Genomic DNA, 19,798 nt, shown 5'->3' on the forward strand with positions numbered 1-19,798 from the left:
GAAAGTCCTCGTCTCGATATGCCGTTGATCAGGGCGCACGCGGCAGCAGGCCGCAGGACGGCGGGCCTAGATCAGCAGTCGGGACAGGACGGAGAGGTCCGGCGGCGCGCGGTAGGCGACTCCGGAGGGGCTGCGCCCGTGGGGGAAGCCGGGCGTGGCAGAGCCATGGACGGTGTGTGCCAGGGCGGACGGCGGCGCGAGCAGTCGCGGCGTGCCCACGTCACCGGACGAGCAGTGCTGCATGGCGGGGCCGGAGCAGGCACCGCCGCCGTCGTGGTCCATGGCCGGGGCGGCTGTCCGAGCGGCCTCGTGGTGCCCGGTCCGAGCGGTCGTGCGTACCGACGCCGTGTGGTCCGTCCCGGGCATCGCGCTCATGGCGGTGGTGGGGGTGACGGCGCCGACGGAGTCGTGGTGGATCAGGACGGCGAGAGCCGCGAGCAGCGCCACGACCGTGGCCCACGTCCAGCGCGGTGCGCTGCCACGGGGGCTGATCCGCCGGTACGTCGCTGCTGTCATCGCCTTCCGCATCCGCATCGCCTGCCAGGATCGCCACTATACCCGGGAGGGGTACCGCGTCCGCGTGACGTCCGGCATACGGGGGCGGTCCTGCCGTGCCCCGCGGGCGGTGTGCGGCCGCCCGGCTCTCTTCTCCGGCACCCCGGGTGCCCGGGGGACGCGTCGTGGAGGAGCCGGTCCGCAGGGGTGGGGTGCGTGATGACCGGTGCTCGCCGCCGCACCCGTGTCCGGGCCGGGCGCCGGCGGGTGCGGTCCGGGCGGGCAGGGCGCCGTAGCCGCCGGGCAGGCCGGAGGCGCCGGTTCGGAATCGGTGACGGGGCAGGAGGGCGGCGATGGACGACGGCGGGCCGGCCGGCGGGCATGTCGCCGACGCCACGGGCGAGTTCGGCCGGGGGAGGTGCGGAGAGCCGTCGAGGGCCCCTGTCCCCGGGAAGTCCGGAGGTGCCGCCGTCTCCCTTCTCGTCCTGCGTTCGCGCGGAGCGAGAGGGGAGACGGCGGCAGTCCTCCGTCAGGTGTTCAGATGTCCCGGAAGATCTCGATCTGCGCCCCGACGGAGTTCAGCCGCTCCGCGAGATCCTCGTAACCCCGGTTGATGACATACACGTTGCGCAGCACCGACGTGCCCTCCGCCGCCATCATGGCCAGCAGGACGACCACGGCGGGACGCAGGGCCGGCGGGCACATCATCTCGGCGGCGCGCCAGCGGGTCGGGCCCTCGACCAGGACCCGGTGCGGGTCGAGGAGCTGGAGGCGGCCGCCGAGGCGGTTGAGGTCGGTGAGGTAGATCGCACGGTTGTCGTAGACCCAGTCGTGGATGAGGGTCTGGCCCTGCGCGGTCGCCGCGATCGCCGCGAAGAACGGGACGTTGTCGATGTTCAGGCCCGGGAAGGGCATCGGGTGGATCTTGTCGATCGGCGCCTCCAGCTTGGAGGGGCGGACCGTGAGGTCGACCAGGCGCGTACGGCCGTTGTCCGCGCAGTACTCGGGGCTGCGGTCGTGGTCGAGGCCCATCTCCTCCAGGACCGCCAGCTCGATCTCCAGGAACTCGATGGGGACCCGGCGGACCGTCAGCTCCGACTCCGTCACCACGGCGGCGGCCAGCAGGCTCATCGCCTCGACCGGGTCCTCGGAGGGGGAGTAGTCCACGTCGACGTCGATGTTCGGCATGCCGTGCACGGTCAGCGTCGTCGTGCCGATGCCCTCGACCTTGACGCCGAGCGTCTCCAGGAAGAAGCACAGGTCCTGGACCATGTAGTTGGAGGAGGCGTTGCGGATGACGGTCACGCCGTCGTGCCGGGCGGCGGCCAGCAGCGCGTTCTCGGTCACGGTGTCGCCGCGCTCGGTCAGCACGATCGGACGGTCGGGGCGGACCGTGCGGTCGACCCGCGCGTGGTACTGCCCCTCGGTGGCCGCGATGTCCAGACCGAACCGGCGCAGCGCGATCATGTGCGGCTCGATGGTCCGCGTGCCGAGGTCGCAGCCGCCGGCGTACGGCAGCTTGAAGGCGTCCATGCGGTGCAGCAGCGGGCCGAGGAACATGATGATCGAGCGGGTGCGTACGGCCGCCTCGGCGTCGATCGCCGCCATCTCCAGCTCGGCCGGCGGCACCAGTTCGAGGTCGACGCCGTCGTTGATCCAGCGGGTGCGCACGCCGATGGAGTTCAGCACCTCCAGCAGGCGGTACACCTCCTCGATGCGGGCCACGCGGCGCAGCACCGTGCGGCCCTTGTTGAGCAGCGAGGCGCACAGCAGTGCCACGCAGGCGTTCTTGCTCGTCTTCACGTCGATGGCACCGGACAGCCGGCGGCCGCCGACGACACGCAGATGCATCGGACCGGCGTACCCGAGCGACACGATCTCGCTGTCCAGCGCCTCACCGATGCGCGCGATCATCTCAAGGCTGATGTTCTGGTTGCCCCGCTCGATGCGGTTGACCGCGCTCTGGCTGGTGCCGAGCGCCTCCGCGAGCTGCGTCTGTGTCCAGCCACGGTGTTGCCGGGCGTCACGGATGAGCTTGCCGATGCGTACGAGGTAGTCGTCTGACATGAGGCTGAGGCTATCTCAGATATGAGATGGCGCCTGCCAGGGGGGTCCATTCGAGTGATGTCGCGTCAATGACCAGTGATGTCACGGGCGATGCGGCCGTCTGGGTGATTTGTCCGTTAGTTGTGGTTAGTTGCGAATGCGGGGAACGTGTGGTCCGTGCCGCCGAAAACGGCAGAGCTCGGTGACCTCTCGCAGTGAAGGTTGAGCTTTCTCACCGAAGGTTGAGCGGTTTCAGCTCGGTCGTCTCCTTGAGCGCCTTCAGCCTCTGCTTCCTGCGGCGCCGGTATCCCCATGATCGACAGGCATCCGAGCACCAGGGGCGGGGAAGCCCGTGCCGATCAGGGTGTGTGGGGTTTCCGCATCGCCTGCAGCCTGCTCGCTGCCGGATGACCAGACGGCAGTCTCGCGAGCACCATCGCTGGGAAAGTGGTGAAGTGAAGCTGCTTTTGCATCCTTCACACACGTTTTCAACTGGCGGCTTCGGCGCTGGCCGGTATCGCTCAGGGTTGCGCAGGCGGTATGCCTTCTCTCGACAGGAAGGCGTGCACCATCGCGTGCCGGTCTGGGTGCTGGCCGAGAGTGGGGTTGAGCATAGTTCGCAGTGGAACCCAGCGAGGGTGCGGCGCAGTATCTCTTCGTTGCGGCCGCTGGCGGCCGAGAGGCGATCCAGCTGCGCACGCGCCCGAGAGTCGTATGCGCCATGAAGAAATGCCCGTAAAAGCTTTGGTTTGATGTGATTTGCGGTGGCTAGGCGGTCAACGTAGGAGTTGACGGTCTCGCCTTGGTGGGGACGGACGTCGATGGGGAGCCGTGAAGGCAGTCGGAGCTCGGTCATCCTGAGTTTCAGCAGATAGGCGGGGTGGGTGAGCGGTAGCCGGTCCGCTGGTTGCGGATGTAGGCGTTGAGGGTGGAGAAGGAGATCGAGACGCCGTGGTCGTCCATCAGTGCCGTCCAGATGCGCTTCGCGGACATGTTCTGGCTGATCATGGGGTTCACCAGGTGCCTGACCGACGCGATCACGGGGGTTTTTCGGTAGGGGTTGGTCCGCTGGCGGGCGGGTGGGAGAGACACGGTCAGCGCATGCCGGACGACCCATCGGCTGACCTGGTGCCGCTCAGCGAGCCTGCGGGTGGACCAGCCACTCTCAGCGTCCTGACGGAGCTGGCGATAGAGCAGGTAGGTGTCCTTGGAGAGCCTCTCGTCCCGGCCGGTGACGGTAGTGCGCCGTCTGGGGACGGAGCCGTCGGTCAGAGCTTGCTCAAGGTGCTCGGCCGGGCGGCCGGAGAGGGCGGCGAGCCGGTCCAGGCGGGGTTTGCCGGTCCAGTTCGGCGGGCCGCAGGCGAGAGTGTGCAGGGCACTGGGCTTCAGGTGGTTGGCCCGGGCAAGGCGGCGGATGTAGTTCTCGGTGGTCTCGCCCAGGTGCGGACGAACCCGTATCGGCAGCAGGGCCGGGAGTGGTGTGTCTGCGTATGGCGACGGCATCGTCGGGGCGGCGTTCTTCCTGGCTCGGCCGGTCAGTCGGAATCGGAGCTGTGGTCGAGCGGGATCGCGTCCAGCCCCTGCTTGGTGATCTTCTCGCTGCCGGTCAAGATCGCGTCCAGGGCGGCGCCTCGTATCAGGTGAGAGAGCGAGCCGATCATGCCGCTGGTGCGGTCGTGCAGGTATCGATCCAGGCTGGTGAGGCTGCCGGGTTTGTGGTTATGGAGGCGGAGAGAGTTCTCCAGGGTAGCGACCAGGCCCTGCCACTCGGTGTTGTAGGGCAGCGGGGCGGTGGGGACGAGGGTGAAGCGTCCGGCGATCTGCTGTCCCCGGGTGCCGTCGAACAGGCCCTCGCGTTCGACGTTGATCCCGGCATAGACGAAGGTCGCCGGGATGCGCTCCGAGAAGTACTTCAGCGTGTCGGCGACCTCGGCTCCGGACCGGGTCATCAGCGAGATGTTATGTAGTTCGTCAACGAGTACCAGACCCACCCGGGCGTCCGTCAGCACGCCGCATACCGACTCCAAGATGTCAGTGATGTTCCAGCGCCGACGGCTGGGCAGTCCGAGGAACCGGGCGAACTCGACCGCCACCATCCGGGCGGTCGCGGCGGGCGGGACGGTGATGTAGACGACCGGGATGCGGTCGCTCACGCCCGGGTGCCGGGCTCGGTCGAGGAGCTCGTGAGCACGTCCGAGCTGGGTGATCGCGGTGGTCTTGCCCGTGCCGGCCGGGCCGGAGATCATCAGCCCGCGGCGGGCACTGACCGCGTGCCGGTTCAGCAGCACCAGACGGCGCCCGCACGTGACCGTGTGCTGGACAGTGGAGGTCGCCACCACCAGCAGCCGGGTGTGGTGGTCTAGTCGGTCCTCGTCGTAACGGGCCCGGGCGGCGGGGGCGAGCTTGTCGCGTTCGCCGTCGCTCAATAACCCGGGTATGACGGGCTGGTCGTCGACAAAGGCCCGCCAGCCAGCAAGGGTCGTCAGATGACGATCCGGCTCCTGCGGGTCGTCGGCGGACTGGGCGAGGGGGCCGTGCGGTTGTGTCATCGGGTCTTCCAGGGATCGGCAAGTGGATCGAACAGGCCCAGCGGGATCACCTTGGCCAGCGGTTCTTCCTCCTCCGGCTGCGGCGGTTCGGGATCCGGCGCGGTGTTCGGGACCGGCGGAGGTATTGCCACGGGCAGGGCGGCCTTGGTGCGGGCAGCGACCTGCTTGTCCCGGCGGGAGCGCTTCCTCGGCTTCGCGTTCGTGCCTCCGGGCCCCGCGTGTGCGCGAGTCAGCAGGGCCGCGGCCGCCTCCGCGATCTCCGCCTCGGTGCCCTCAGGCAGGCCCTGGGCGGCGTGGTCCCAGGCCAGATCACCGAATGGGACGGGGGTGTGGCGCAGGTGCTTCCAGGTGGCTTCGATCCACTCGCCGTCGCCGTGGTGGTTGCGTACCCAGATGCGGGAGATGTCGTAGGGGTCGTGGTGGATCTCCCACAAGCCCTTCTTCTCCATGACGCCGGAGTGCTGGCGGCGGATCAGGCCGGGTCCGTCGTAGGTGCGGCGCTTGATTCGGATGCCGTAGTCGTTCACCGCCCGCCAGACCGACGGCAGCAGCTCGATGTAGTCCTCGGCGCTGAGCGCGACTGAGACATAGCCGCACGCCTCCACCAGTGCGGCGTACTTCTCGTTCGGCGTGAACGACCGGCCTGGGTGCAACGGGTCACGCAGGCCGTCGTGCTCGCGGTTCTGCCACGTCGCGACGAGCCATTCGTCAAGAAGCTCCTGCAACTCCGGCAGGGACCACAGCGACTGCTTGTCCAGGTTCCGACCGCGGTGGTCGGTGCTGCGGCCGGTGTAGCCGGCGACGAACTGCGCGAAGACCGTGCCGACGGAGTCCAGCATCTTCTCCACGTGCCCCTTCTGGAACGGGGACGCCTTGTGCGTGGGCTGGAAGTCGATCTCCAGAAAGCGGCAGGACGCCTTGAAGTTGCGGGAGATGAACACCATGCCGTGATCGCAGACGATCATCTCCGGAACGATCACCGGCTTCGCGGCCGCGTGCTCCAGACGCTCGTCGATGTTCAGCAGCCGGCGGTAGGGCAGCACCGACCGCGACATCCGCAGGGCGTCTGCCCATCCCGGCCGCATCAACTCGGGAGTGACCGTGCGGGCCAGCAGCACGCTCGCGTCGACCGACTTCGTGCTGGGCCGCAGCACCGCCGCCGTCACCGTCCTCGTTGCGACGTCGATCATGCCAGTGAGTTCGACCTTGCCCACGACGCCGTCGTCCAGGCGAACCAACACGTCCAGCGGCGTGGAGTCGATCTGCACCACCTCGCCCGGCGCGAACACCGTCCACTGCCCGAACGGTGCCTTCGCCCCGTGGGCTCGCGAGCGGCGGTTGCGGGCGGTTCCCGAGATGGGGTTGCCTTGCGACAGCTTGGCCAGCAGCCGGTAGAGCGTCGCCTGCGACGGCAACTCGACCTCCTGACCTTCCTCACCCGCCTCCTGCAGGATCTCGCTAGTCCGCCAGATGATGTAGGTCCCAGTGCGGGTGGAGTCGTCCTCGCCCTCTTTGAGCGCCTTCCGCATGGCCTCGACCACCGCGTCGTCGACCTTCCCGAACTGCGGCTTCTTGCGTACCGGTCGGCGGTCGGCGAGCCCCAGCAGTCCCTCGATCTGATAGCGGCGGCGGAAGTTGCCGATTGTGCTCACGCTGACCCGGTAGCCCGCGGCCGTCAGCTCGGCCGCCTTCGCCCGCTCGCGCGCGGTCAGCGAATGACGGGCCGGATCGTACTCAGGACGCGGCCCGGCATCCTCGCCCGCGGCGGCAGGGTCGGTGCCGTGGAGGACCTCCAGGATGTGCCCCTCCCACCACAGGGCCTTCTCCCGCGCGTGTTCCGGAAGCGCCTCAAGCAGCGACACCGGCGGCAGAGGCATCCGCACCCGGCTGCTGAGCACCTCGAAACTCTCATCACCTAGCAGCATCGCCAGCGGAATCTCCCGCGGCGAGCCGCCCTCGGCGGACAGCGTCACCACCTGGGCGGACACCGCGAGCACCGCCCGCACCTGCCCGCCGAACCGCACCCGCTCGCCCACCCCGATCGCAGCCGGCCTCGACAGCCTGCGCATCTGGCTCCCCTCACCGCGTGTGCCCAGCCTCGGACGCAGCAGACCGTGCCCCTGACTCTCCCGCATCGGCCCAACGGCCATCCCATCGGACGTCTGCACCACAGTGTCACTGCCCAGTAGAGCCCCACCGAGGTCAGCCCGAAGTGCCCCGGTCCACAACAGATGGAACAGCACCGGCAGGACCCCCAGAACGTCCCCTGCCTCCTCGGCCCCCATCCGAAGCGGGCCCGGCCGCCGGAAGACCTCCAGCAGACGCTCGGCAACCCCGGCCGCACGGCCGCACCGTTCGTGCCGGTAGCGAGCCAGCCACCGCACATTCGCCATGAACACCGGATCAGGGACGCCGACGTGCACAAACTCCCAGCCGACCGCCGAACAGGCCCGCTCGGTCGCAGCGAACGCTTCCGCGGTCCGCTCATCGACCTGATCCTCGGCGCGGACATCGACCACCCGGGACCGGCCGTCGGCCAGTCGAACGAAGTAGTCAGGCGCGTGCCGTCGTCTCTCCTCGCCGTCGCGCCAGTGCAGCCAGAACGGCTGAGATGCGATCCCCACCACGTCCGAGGCGAAGTCCAGCAGAATCAGCCGGTCCCGCTCCAGCCACGACTCATAGCCCACATGGCCGCCGGTGGTCACCGTGTAGTACCAGCCCGGGAAGCTGCGGTCACCCTTGTTCCAACGGAACCCACGTACCGGCGGCACACTCTCGAACCGGACGTTCCACCCGGCACCTAACGCGACACGCTGACGTCGGCCGGCGTTGAAGAAGTCCAGATTGAAGGCGCTGAGCACGGGATCGCCGTACGCGTGTAACGGTTCCCCCACCATCTCCCCAGACAGCCAGGCCGCAGCGGCCACTCAACCTTCGCTGAGAATACCGAGCTGCCACCAGCCTTCGCTGAGAATGCTCAACCTTCGCTGCGAGAGATCACTCGGCCCGGCCCGGCATGACCATCCGGCGACCATGTACTAGAGTTATCTCGACATCGAGATATCTGCCAGGCGCACCGCACCCCGCCACCCACTAAGGGTTACCTAACTTAGCCTTACCTTAGCGGATCGGCCAGACCGGCGTGGCGGCACGATGACGGTGGTACGCGCACATCAATGAAGGAGACTGTCGTGTCGGCGAACAGCTTCGACGCCCGCAGCACGCTGCAGGTGGGCGACGAGTCGTACGAGATCTTCCGGCTGGACAAGGTGGAAGGCTCGGCCCGCCTTCCGTACAGCCTGAAGGTGCTGCTGGAGAACCTGCTCCGCACCGAGGACGGCGCGAACATCACCGCCGACCACATCCGTGCCCTCGGCGGCTGGGACTCGCAGGCCCAGCCCAGCCAGGAGATCCAGTTCACGCCGGCCCGCGTGATCATGCAGGACTTCACCGGCGTTCCCTGCGTCGTGGACCTCGCGACCATGCGTGAGGCCGTGAAGGAGCTGGGCGGCGACCCGGCGAAGATCAACCCGCTGGCCCCGGCCGAGCTGGTCATCGACCACTCCGTCATCGCCGACAAGTTCGGCACCAACGACGCCTTCAAGCAGAACGTCGAGCTGGAGTACGGCCGCAACAAGGAGCGCTACCAGTTCCTGCGCTGGGGCCAGACCGCCTTCGACGAGTTCAAGGTCGTCCCGCCGGGCACCGGCATCGTCCACCAGGTGAACATCGAGCACCTGGCGCGCACGGTCATGGTCCGGGGTGGCCAGGCCTACCCCGACACTCTGGTCGGCACCGACTCGCACACCACCATGGTCAACGGCCTCGGCGTCCTCGGCTGGGGCGTCGGCGGCATCGAGGCCGAGGCCGCCATGCTCGGCCAGCCGGTCTCCATGCTCATCCCGCGCGTCGTCGGCTTCAAGCTGACCGGTGAGCTGAAGCCGGGCACGACCGCCACCGACCTCGTGCTCACCATCACCGAGATGCTCCGCAAGCACGGTGTGGTCGGCAAGTTCGTCGAGTTCTACGGCGAGGGCGTCGCCGCCACCTCCCTGGCCAACCGCGCCACCATCGGCAACATGTCGCCGGAGTTCGGCTCCACCGCCGCGATCTTCCCGATCGACGACGAGACCCTGAACTACCTGCGCCTGACCGGCCGCAGCGACCAGCAGGTCGCGCTCGTCGAGGCGTACGCCAAGGAGCAGGGCCTCTGGCTCGACCCGGCGGCCGAGCCCGACTTCTCCGAGAAGCTGGAGCTGGACCTCTCCACGGTCGTCCCGTCGATCGCCGGTCCGAAGCGTCCGCAGGACCGCATCGTCCTCGCGAACGCCGCCCAGCAGTTCGCGCTCGACGTCCGCAACTACGTGGACACCGCCGACGAGGCGGGCAAGGAGTCCTTCCCGGCCTCCGACGCCCCGGCGTCCGTCAACGGCGTCCCGTCCAACCCGGTCACCGTGACCGCCCCCGACGGCACGACCTACGAGATCGACCACGGCGCGGTCACCGTCGCGGCCATCACCTCCTGCACCAACACCTCGAACCCGTACGTCATGGTCGCCGCCGCCCTGGTGGCCAAGAAGGCGGTCGAGAAGGGCCTGACCCGCAAGCCCTGGGTCAAGACCACCCTCGCCCCGGGTTCCAAGGTCGTCACCGACTACTTCGAGAAGGCGGGCCTGACCCCGTACCTCGACAAGGTCGGCTTCAACCTGGTCGGTTACGGCTGCACCACCTGCATCGGCAACTCCGGCCCGCTGCCGGAGGAGGTCTCCAAGGCCGTCAACGACCACGACCTCGCGGTCACCTCGGTCCTCTCCGGCAACCGGAACTTCGAGGGCCGGATCAACCCCGACGTCAAGATGAACTACCTGGCCTCCCCGCCGCTGGTCGTCGCGTACGCCCTCGCGGGTTCCATGAAGGTGGACATCACCAAGGACGCCCTCGGCACCGACCAGGACGGCAAGCCGGTCTACCTGTCGGACATCTGGCCGACCGAGGCCGAGGTCAACGACGTCGTCGCCAACGCGATCGGCGAGGACATGTTCAACAAGTCCTACTCCGACGTCTTCGCGGGCGACGCCCAGTGGCAGTCCCTCCCGGTCCCGACCGGCAACACCTTCGAGTGGGACACCGAGTCCACCTACGTCCGCAAGCCCCCGTACTTCGAGGGCATGGGCATGGAGCCGGCCCCGGTCGAGGACATCGCGGGCGCCCGCGTCCTCGCCAAGCTCGGCGACTCGGTCACCACCGACCACATCTCGCCCGCCGGTGCCATCAAGGCCGACACCCCGGCCGGCAAGTACCTCACCGAGCACGGTGTGGAGCGTCGTGACTTCAACTCCTACGGCTCCCGCCGAGGCAACCACGAGGTCATGATCCGCGGCACGTTCGCCAACATCCGCCTGCGCAACCAGATCGCGCCGGGGACGGAAGGCGGCTACACCCGCGACTTCACGCAGGCCGCCGCGCCGGTGTCGTTCATCTACGACGCCTCCCGCAACTACATCGAGCAGGGCATCCCGCTGGTCGTCCTGGCCGGCAAGGAGTACGGCTCCGGCTCGTCCCGCGACTGGGCCGCCAAGGGCACCGCGCTCCTCGGCGTCAAGGCCGTCATCGCCGAGTCGTACGAGCGCATCCACCGCTCGAACCTCATCGGCATGGGCGTCCTGCCGCTCCAGTTCCCGGAGGGCCAGTCCGCCGAGTCCCTCGGCCTGACCGGTGAGGAGACCTTCTCCTTCGCCGGCGTCACCGAGCTGAACAACGGCAGCACGCCGCGCACGGTCAAGGTCACCACCGACACGGGCATCGAGTTCGACGCGGTCGTCCGCATCGACACCCCCGGTGAGGCCGACTACTACCGCAACGGCGGCATCATGCAGTACGTGCTGCGCAACCTGATCCGCAAGTAAGCGGTGGCGCAGGCTGGTTGAGGGCCGCCTCCCCGGTGACGGGGAGGCGGCCCTTCGCCGTGTCCGGCCAGGTCATCACCGACCCTCAGGCTGAACACAGGGTTCCCCCAGCGAACCGGAACAGAATCCGTACATGTCTGACACCCCCGGGCCCCGGAGATGAGCCCCCGACCGAGGGGCCGCTCGCTGCGTACCCGCCTCCTGCTCCTCGTCACCACCGTCCTCGCCGGCGTCTGCGCCGTGCTCGCCCTCACCGCCGTCCTCGCCCAACGCGCCTTTCTCATGGGCGCGCTGGACGACCGGGTCGGCGCCGCCGCGGCGGCCGGCGTGACCGGCGCCGCCCGCCACCCGGCCCGCCCCGCCGACCTCGCCTTCCTCGGCACCGGCGGTCACCCCGACGGACTGCTCGCCGCCCGCTTCGACAGCGGCGGTGTCGTCCTGGCCGCCGAGGTCGTCCGCGCGGACGACGGCCCGCGCCCCCTCGGCGCCGCCCAGCGCGCCGCCCTCACCGGCGTTCCCGACGACGGCTCGGCCCACACCCGCACCGTCCCCGGCCTCGGCACCTACCGCGTCACCGCCCTCGACGCCCACGGCGTCCGCGTCCTGGCCGGCCTGCCCCAGGACGACGTACGGCACACCCTCGACCAGCTCGTGCGCATCGAGGCCGCGGCCGCCGGCACCGTCCTCGTCCTCGCGGGCGCCGGCTGCGCCCTCGCCGTCCGCCGCCAGCTGCACCCGCTCGGCCACCTCGCCGCCACCGCCGCCGAGGTCGCCCGGGCCCCGCTCACCCCGGACCGGCCCGCCCCGTTCGCCCGCGTCCCCGTATCCGACGCCGACCCCGGCACCGAGACCGGTCAGGTCGGCGCCGCCCTCAACCGCATGATCGACCAGGTCGAGGCCGCGCACGCCGCACGCCGACGCGGCGAGGAGCGCGTCCGCCGCTTCATCGCCGACGCCGGCCACGAACTGCGCACCCCGCTCGCCTCCATCGCCGGCTACGCCGAGCTGATGAACCGCGCCCCCGGCCCGGACGGCACCACCGACCCCGCCTGGCGCCGGATCGGCACCGAGTCCGCCCGGATGACCGGCCTGGTCGAAAACCTCCTGCTGCTCGCCCGCCTCGCCGAGGAGCGGCCCCCGCACGCGGCGACGACGGACCTCGCCGTGCTGGTCGCCGAGGCGGTACGGGACGCCCGTTGCGCCGGTCCGGACCATGTGTGGCGCCTCGAACTCCCGCTGGACGCAGCGCTGTCGGTCAGCGGGGACCGACCGCGCCTGAGGCAGGCGGTGTCCGCCCTGCTGGCCAACGCCCGGGTGCACACCCCGCCCGGTACGACGGTCACGGTCACCGTCGGCACCGCGGCCGGCCGGCACACCGTCCGGGTCCGCGACGACGGGCCCGGCATCCCGGCCGCCCTGCTGCCCACCGTCTTCGACCCCTTCACCCGCGCCGACCCCTCCCGCACCCGCCGGGGCCTCGCCGAGGGCGGCTTCGGACTGGGCCTCGCGGTGGCGTCGGCGATCGCGGCCGCCCACCGCGGCCGCCTCGACGTCCGTAGCGAGCCGGGCCGCACCGAGTTCCGGATCGAGCTCCCCGCTGCGCGGCAGCCCCGCCGGACCGGCCCCGCGGCGGGCTACGGCAGCGCCTGCTCCGCCCAGATCACCTTGCCCTGAGGGCTGTACCGGACGCCCCAGCGCTCGGTCATCTGCGACACCAGGAACAGCCCTCGGCCGCCCTCGTCGGTCGTCGCGGCGTACCGCAGATGCGGCGAGGTGTTGCTCCCGTCGGACACCTCGCAGATCAGCGCGCGGTCGCGGATCAGGCGCAGCCGGATCGGATCGGATCCGTAGCGGATGGCGTTGGTGACCAGCTCGCTCAGGACGAGTTCCGTGGCGAAACCCAGTTCGGCGAGGCCCCACTCCTCCATCTTCCCGGCCACGGCCAGGCGCATGTCCGACACGGCGGCCGGATCACGGGGCACGTCCCACTCGGCCACCCGGTCGGGGGCCAGCGCCCGGGTGCGCGCGACGAGCACCGCGACGTCGTCCGTGGGCCGCCCGGGCAGCAGCTCGTCCAGCACCGCCTGGCACATCTCGTCCGGCGACCGGTCCGGGTGGCGGGCCAGCGACTGCAGCAGCAGCTCCATGCCCACGTCCAGATCGCGGGTACGGTCCTCGATCAGACCGTCGGTGTAGAGCACCAGCCGGGTGTCCTCGGCCAGCTCCAGCTCGGCCGTCTGGAACGGCATGGCCCCGATGCCGAGCGGCGGGCCGGCCGGCAGGTCGGCGAAGGTGACGCTGCCGTCGGGGTGGACCAGCGCCGGTGCCAGATGCCCCGCCCGCGCCATGGTGCAGCGGCGTGTCACCGGGTCGTAGATCGCGTACAGACAGGTCGCGCCGGCGATCTCCCCGGTCGCCTCCGCGCAGGCCTCGTCCTGGTCGATCCGGCCGACGAGGTCGTCGAGATGGCTCAGCAGCTCGTCGGGCGGCAGATCGAGGGCGGAGAAGTTGTGCACCGCGGTGCGTAGCCGTCCCATGGTGGCCGCCGCGTGCAGACCGTGGCCGACGACGTCGCCGACGACCAGCGCCACCCGGCCGCCCGGCAGGGGGATCACGTCGAACCAGTCCCCGCTCACCCCGGACTGCGCGGGCAGGTAGCGGTAGCCGACGTCGAGGGCGCTCTGCTCGGGCAGCGCGCGCGGCAGCAGGCTGCGCTGCAGGGTGACCGCCAGCGCGTGCTCACGGGCGTAGCGGCGGGCGTTGTCGATGCTGACCGCGGCGCGCGCCACGAGCTCCTCGGCCAGCGACACGTCCTCCTCGTCGAAGGGGTCCCGCTTGGCCCGGTAGAAGTTCGCCATGCCCAGGACGACGCCGCGGGCGCGGATCGGGGCGACGATCAGCGACTGGATGCCGTACTCCAGGATCGCGCGGGTGCGCTGGGGGTCCTGGGCCTGCCAGTCCGGCGCCGCCGACAGGTCGGCCACCAGCTCGGAGCGGCCGCTGCCGTACCCTCGGGCCTGCGGCGTGACCGGCAGGAAGTTGATCAGCCGGTTCTTCTCGTAGAGCGGGTGGTCGTCCCGGATGCCGCGCATGGCGATGCGCCGCAGGTCCGTCGCGGTGGCGGCCGGCTCGTCGCCGTACAGCACGGCGTCGGCCAGGTCCACGGTGACGAAGTCGGCGAACCGCGGTACGGCGACCCGCGCCAGCTCGTCCGCGGTGCTCCCCACGTCGAGGGTGGTGCCGATGCCCACACCGGCGTCGTAGAGCAGCTTGAGCCGCTCCCGGGCGACCTCCGCCCGGCCGGACAGGGCCTGGAGCTCGGTGGTGTCGCGCAGGGTCACCACGGTGCCGCCAGGGCCTCCGGCGCTGTCGGTGGGGCGCTGGTTGACCGCCAGCAGCCGTTCCCCGGCGAAGAGCACCTCGTCGGTGGCCTCGCGCCGGGAGACCAGCAGCTCCACGACGTCCGGATCGAGGTCCGGCAGCTGGGACGGGTGCCGTCCCTCGACCTCGGCGGGCAGGTCCAGCAGCCGCTTGGCCTCGTCGTTGACCAGCAGCAGCCGGCCGTCGGCACCGACGATGAGCACTCCTTCGCGCACGGAGTGCAGCACCGTGTCGTGGTGCTCGTACATGCGGGTCATCTCGTCCGGGGCCAGGCTGTGGGTCTGCCGCCGCAGACGCCTGCCCACCAGGGCCGTGCCCCCGGTCGACGCCACGAGCGCGCCGGCCCCTGCCGTCAGGATGATCGGCAGCTGCCGGTTCACCGCGTTGGTGATGTTCCTGACCTTCAGCCCGGCGGAGACGAGGGCGACCACCTTGCCCCGGGCGTCGTCCACCGGAACGGTCGCCTGCTCCTCGTGGCCGAGCGGGCCGTGGACGCTCTCCGTGTAGACCTTGCCGGCCAGCGACGGCGCGATCTGGCCCACGAACCGCTTCCCGATCTTGCTGGGCAGCGGGTGCGTGTAGCGGATGCCGTGCGTGTCCATGACGACGATGAAGTCGACGCCCGCGGCCTTGCGCGTCGCCTCGGTGATCGGCTGGAGGATCTTGGACGGATCGGGCGTGCGCAGCGCCTGTAGGAGGCCGGGGGAGTGGGCGAAGGTCTGGGCCACGGCGATGGAGCGGCGCCTGGCCTCGGCCCCGGTGTCCCGTTGCGACTGGAGGAACAGGGCAAGGACTCCGCAGATGACGAGGACCACGACCAGCGCCACTTGCAGGACCATGACCTGCCCGGCGACGCTCCGCGGGCTCTTGCCGATCACAGAGCGCCAGGAGAGACGCCTGAATCGCTCAGGCATGTCCGACATGCGGCCTTTGTAGCACTCATGTTCGCCGGGTGGCTATGGCTGGTCCGCGAGCCGGACAGCTCTGGGCGGACCCGGTGCTCAGGACGCACCGGGTCCGCGAGCCGGGCGGGCGAGGGGGGTGGGTGTGTCCGCCCGGATGGTGCCGGCTGGCGCCGACAACGTTGTCTGGGTCCGTTCTGACTCTACCGGCCCGACCGCGAAGGACGTCAACCCGCTTGAGGTAGCTCGTCCGGGTGACTCGCGGCGCGCCGGCTCCGGCGTGCGCGGTCCTCCGTGGTACGGGTGGCGCACAGCGCTGTCCCTGCGACGTGTGCGACCAGTGGTGCGCCACCCGACCCTACGGCGGAGGGCCGCGTCAGGCCAGCAGCTCCACCTCCGCCAGTGTCGACGCACGGTCCAGCGCCAGCCGGTACTTCGCGTACGTGCCCGGCGTCGCGATGGTGAACACGCGCGTCTGGCGGTCCCAGGGGAACGCCTCGGTGGAGCGGTGGTCCAGGGTCTTCCACGTGGTGCCGTCGGCCGAGCCCTGGAGGGTCCAGCCGGTCGGCGCCCTCGTGTGGTCGGCCGGGGACGTCAGGGTGTACTGGACGGGCCTGACCGCGTGGTCGACCGGGAGGTCCACCGAGGTGACCGTGGCCTCGGTCGCCGACGTGTCGTCGAACAGCGGCCCGTCGCCCTTCAGCACGTCCGCCCGGGGCACCGGCACCTTGTCGCCCTGGGTCAGGGAGACCGGCCCCGCGTTCTCGCCCGTGCCCCACGCCGACGGCCGGGCACCCATGGAGAACGTCAGCTCGCCGCCCCTGGACAGCATCGAGTGCGGGAGCGAAGTGGAGTTCCAGGGGCGGCCGTTGAAGGTCACGCCCTGGATGTAGACGTTCTTCGCGCTGTTCCTCGGAGCCTTGATCACCAGGTCCCGGCCGTTCTCCAGGTGCACGGTGACCTGCGTGAACAGTGGGGAGCCGATGGAGTAGTCACCGCTGCCGGGCACCAGGGGGTAGAAGCCGAGCGCCGAGAAGAGGTACCAGCCCGACTGCTCGCCGTTGTCCTCGTCGCCGTGGTAGCCCTGCCCGATCTCGCTGCCGAGGTAGAGCCGGGAGAGGATCTCGCGGACCGCCGCCTGGGTCTTCCAGGGCTGCCCGGCCGCGTCGTACAGGTACGGGATGTGGTGCGCGGGCTGGTTGGACTGCCCGAGCATGCCCATGCGGACGTCGCGCGCCTCGGTCATCTCGTGGATGACACCGCCGTAGGACCCGGCGAACTCGGGGGAGGCCGTCTCCGGGGTCGAGAAGAACGTGTCCAGCTTGTTCGCGAGGCCCTGCCGGCCGCCGTACAGATCGGCCAGGCCACGGGTGTCCTGCGGGACGGTGAAGGCCATGCCCCAGCCGTTGGTCTCCGTGTAGTCGTAGCCCCACACGCGCGGGTCGTACGACGACGGGTCCAGCCGCCGCTTCCCCTGGTCGTCCCGGCCCTGGAAGAAGCCCACCCCGGGGTCGAACAGGTTCACGTAGTCGCGGGCGCGGTTGAGGAAGTACTCCGACTCGTCCTTGTAGTGCTGCTCACCTTTCTTCTTGTAGAGCGCCTCGCCCATCCGCGCGATGCCGTAGTCGTTGACGTACCCCTCCATCGCCCACGACAGGCCCTCGGTGGTGGAGGTGCTGGTGTAGCCGAGGAACGGCGAGGTGGCCATGCCCTTGCGGCCCACGCCCGACATCGGCGGGACGACGGTCGCGTTCTTCAGGGCGGCCCGGTACGCCGCCTCCGCGTCGAAGTGCACGCCCTTGACGTAGGCGTCGGCGAACGCCACGTCCGAGGAGGTGCCGGTCATCAGGTCGGCGTAGCCGGGCGAGGACCAGCGGGAGGTCCAGCCGCCGTCCTTGTACTGCTGCACGAACCCGTCGATCATCGCGCCCGCCTGAGTGGGCGTCAGGAACGAGTACGCCGGCCACGTGGTCCGATAGGTGTCCCAGAAGCCGTTGTTGACGTACACCTGGCCGTCGACGATCTTCGCGCCGGTGTGCGTCGGGGTGTCCTGGCTCTGCATCGGGGAGAAGGGGGAGGCGTACTGGTCCTTCCCGTCCACCTTCTCGAAGCCCGAGTTGGGGTACAGGTACAGCCGGTACATGCTGGAGTACAGCGTGGTCAGCTGGTCCGGGGTCGCCCCTCGCACCTCGACCCTGCCGAGCAGGCCGTCCCAGGTCCGCTGGGCCCGGGCCTTCACCGTGTCGAAGGAGGTGCCGTCGGGGATCTCCTGGCGCAGGTTGTCCCTGGCCTGGTCGACGCTGATCAGCGAGGTCGCCAGGCGCAGGGTGACCGTGCGGTCCGCGCCCGCGTCGAACCGCAGATAGCCCTTCACCCCGCTCGAACCGCCGTCCGTCACCGGCTTGTCGAACGTGCCGTACACGAACAGCCGGGTCGCACCCGTCGACAGGCCGGACTTCACGTCCGAGTAGCCGGTGACGGTCCCGTGCTCCTTGTCGAGGGTCAGGCCGGCCTGCTCGGTGACGTTGTCGAAGAGCACGCTCGCGTCGTTGCCGGGGTAGGTGAAGCGCAGCACCGCCGCGTGGTCGGTCGGGGTCATCTCGGCCTTGAGGCCGTTCTCGAACCGGACCCCGTAGTAGTACGGCCGCGCGGTCTCGTTCTCGTGCCGGAACGGCAGTTGGCGCGCCTCGCGTCCGGTGTCCGGGGTGCCGGCCGCGGCCGACGGCATCAGCTGGAAGGTCTGCCGGTCGCCCATCCACGGGCTCGGCTCATGACTCGCGCTGAACGCCTGGATCGTCGGCAGGTTGTCGTCGTTGTTCGCGCGCGCGTACTCGTACAGCCAGCTCAGCGAGGACGCGTTCGTCACCGGCGTCCAGAAGTTGAAGCCGTGCGGCAGCGCGGTCGCGGGGAAGTTGTTGCCGCGCGAGAAGCTGCCGCTGGAGTTGGTGCCCCGGGTGGTCAGCACGTAGTCCGACAGATGCGCCCGCGGCCTGTCGGGCGCCACCGGCTTCAGCGCCACGTCGTCGATCCAGCCCCGGAACTTCGCCGGCCCGGCGGGGGAGTCGTACCCCACCAGGATCCGGTCGACCGTCTTGCCGGCCGCGACCGAGCCGATCCGCGAGAGCACGTTGTTCCACTGGTTGACGTACAGCGCCTTGGACGCGCCCTGCCCGCGCGGCGACAGCGGGAACCCGTGCTGGTCGAGGGCGCCCAGGTCGCTCAGGTACGTCCCGTCGGTGAAGGCCAGGTCCAGGGAGACGTTCGTGGCGTCGTAGTCCCGGTCGCCGTCCGCCATCGACGGGAAGATCCGGTACGACAGCTGGGTGTCGGCGCCGACCTTCACGTGCACGCCGAAGACCTTGTTGTACGAGTACGCCCGGCCCGGTGCCGTGTGGCGTCCGGCGTAGCGCAGTGCCCTCTTTCCGGTGAACCCGGCACGTGCCCTGGCCGTCGGCGAGGCGGTGGGGCCGCGGTCGACCAGGGTCTGCATGTCCTCGGGGACGGGGCCGCCGGAGCCGCCGGTGGAGAACTGGACGTCGGCGAGCTGGAGGATGTCGGGGGCGCCGCCGTTCCTCGTGATCTCCAGCCGGAAGTGCTGGTACTCGGCCGGCTGGGCCAGGTCGTACGACCTGGTCTGCAGTCGCTCGGAGAAGGTCTCGCCGGAGCGGGTGTCGACCGCCTTCCAGTCCTTGCCGTCCGTGGAGCCGAGCAGCGTCCAGTCCCTCGGGTCGCGCTCGGCGTGGTCGTTGGCCGAGGTGAGCGCGTACGTCACCAGCCTGACGGGCTTGTCGAGGTCGAACTCCGCCCAGCCGGTGGGCTGGAACGTCAGCCACTTGGTCCCGGGGTCGCCGTCGACCAGGTTCTCCTTCACCTCGCCGGCGCCCGTGTTCTCGCCGCTCGCCCGGACGTCGGTGACATGGTCCGTCACGTTGCCCGGGATGCCGGTGCTGTAGCCGCCGTCGACGCCCGAGGCACGCTTGCCGCCGTCGGGCTCGGTGTCCACAGTGTCGATCCAGTCGGGTGCCGGATCTCCCGCCTCGAACGAGGACGCGAACTCGCCCCCGGCGGCCGGAGCCCTGGCGGGCAGGGCGACCGCCGCGCCCTGTGCGCCGACGGCCATGACAAAGGCGGCCGTGAGGACGGCCGCCGGACCCCATCTGTGCCGAGTTCTCCGCTGCATCTACGGATTCCCCTCCTGCGCCCTCTGTTGGACAACGTTGTCAAGCTCCGGGGCGCAGGATCCAGTAGGGCGTCAAGTGGCCGGTGGTGTCAAGGGCGTTGGGCGTGGCATTCAGGGACTTATGCCGCGAATATTTCCGCCACCGGCCCGCGGGAGGCTCGTATTTCCGCGAGGTCTCAACTCGGAAAAGACCCTTGGTGAACCGTGCATTCGATCTTGCTACCGTGGCGGGAAGTGGACTATACCTGTCGGCACTTCCAGCGTGACCCTGCACCACCCAGCTTGACCCGACAGCGGTGCCGGGGAGGATCCGGTTCACCGCCTGAGTCCTGGAGAAGG

Annotated in this window: 10 protein-coding genes; 2 read left to right on the forward strand and 8 right to left on the reverse strand. The window is 70.0% G+C overall.

Translation table 11 applies throughout. The features are described from left to right. Positions 1-66: 66 nt before the first annotated feature. The 6 genes from BIV23_RS09090 to BIV23_RS09110 form a co-directional block, all read right to left on the reverse strand. Positions 67-516, reverse strand: a complete 450-nt coding sequence (locus BIV23_RS09090; RefSeq protein ID WP_143079063.1) for a hypothetical protein — start codon at positions 514-516, stop codon at positions 67-69. Between the two features lie 516 nt (positions 517-1,032). After that, on the reverse strand, positions 1,033-2,562 hold the full coding sequence (locus tag BIV23_RS09095; protein WP_071380264.1) for a helix-turn-helix domain-containing protein: 1,530 nt from the start codon (positions 2,560-2,562) through the stop codon (positions 1,033-1,035). 211 nt (positions 2,563-2,773) lie between these two features. Then, the gene (locus tag BIV23_RS53910) at positions 2,774-3,397 is read right to left on the reverse strand and encodes a TniQ family protein (protein ID WP_107471118.1); all 624 of its coding nucleotides are present in this window, start codon (positions 3,395-3,397) and stop codon (positions 2,774-2,776) included. An 8-nt stretch (positions 3,398-3,405) separates the two neighbouring features. Continuing rightward, entirely contained in the window at positions 3,406-4,044 is a 639-nt protein-coding gene (locus tag BIV23_RS50225; RefSeq protein ID WP_071380265.1) for a TniQ family protein, read from the reverse strand. Positions 4,045-4,076: 32 nt separating this feature from the next. Next, complete coding sequence (locus tag BIV23_RS09105; protein ID WP_071380266.1) at positions 4,077-5,090, reverse strand: TniB family NTP-binding protein; 1,014 nt, start codon at positions 5,088-5,090, stop codon at positions 4,077-4,079. Beyond that, complete coding sequence (locus BIV23_RS09110; protein WP_177239801.1) at positions 5,087-7,951, reverse strand: TnsA-like heteromeric transposase endonuclease subunit; 2,865 nt, start codon at positions 7,949-7,951, stop codon at positions 5,087-5,089. The genes BIV23_RS09105 and BIV23_RS09110 overlap by 4 nt, the downstream gene beginning before the upstream one ends. Before the next feature lie 330 nt (positions 7,952-8,281). On the opposite strand from BIV23_RS09110, the gene acnA reads away from it, so the two are divergent. Both acnA and BIV23_RS09120 read left to right on the forward strand, forming a co-directional pair. Next, on the forward strand, positions 8,282-10,996 hold the full coding sequence (gene acnA / locus BIV23_RS09115) for an aconitate hydratase AcnA (protein ID WP_071380267.1): 2,715 nt from the start codon (positions 8,282-8,284) through the stop codon (positions 10,994-10,996). A gap of 159 nt (positions 10,997-11,155) precedes the next feature. Further along, entirely contained in the window at positions 11,156-12,670 is a 1,515-nt protein-coding gene (locus BIV23_RS09120) for a sensor histidine kinase (protein WP_071380268.1), read from the forward strand. On the opposite strand, the gene BIV23_RS09125 is transcribed toward BIV23_RS09120, so the two are convergent. Beyond that, entirely contained in the window at positions 12,631-15,300 is a 2,670-nt protein-coding gene (locus BIV23_RS09125) for a SpoIIE family protein phosphatase (protein ID WP_079173041.1), read from the reverse strand. The genes BIV23_RS09120 and BIV23_RS09125 overlap by 40 nt on opposite strands. 355 nt (positions 15,301-15,655) lie before the next feature. Further along, entirely contained in the window at positions 15,656-19,459 is a 3,804-nt protein-coding gene (locus tag BIV23_RS09130) for a GH92 family glycosyl hydrolase (RefSeq protein WP_177239805.1), read from the reverse strand. Positions 19,460-19,798: the final 339 nt, after the last annotated feature.

The organism is Streptomyces monashensis, from assembly GCF_001866665.1.
In the GTDB taxonomy this organism is placed as follows: domain Bacteria; phylum Actinomycetota; class Actinomycetes; order Streptomycetales; family Streptomycetaceae; genus Streptomyces; species Streptomyces monashensis.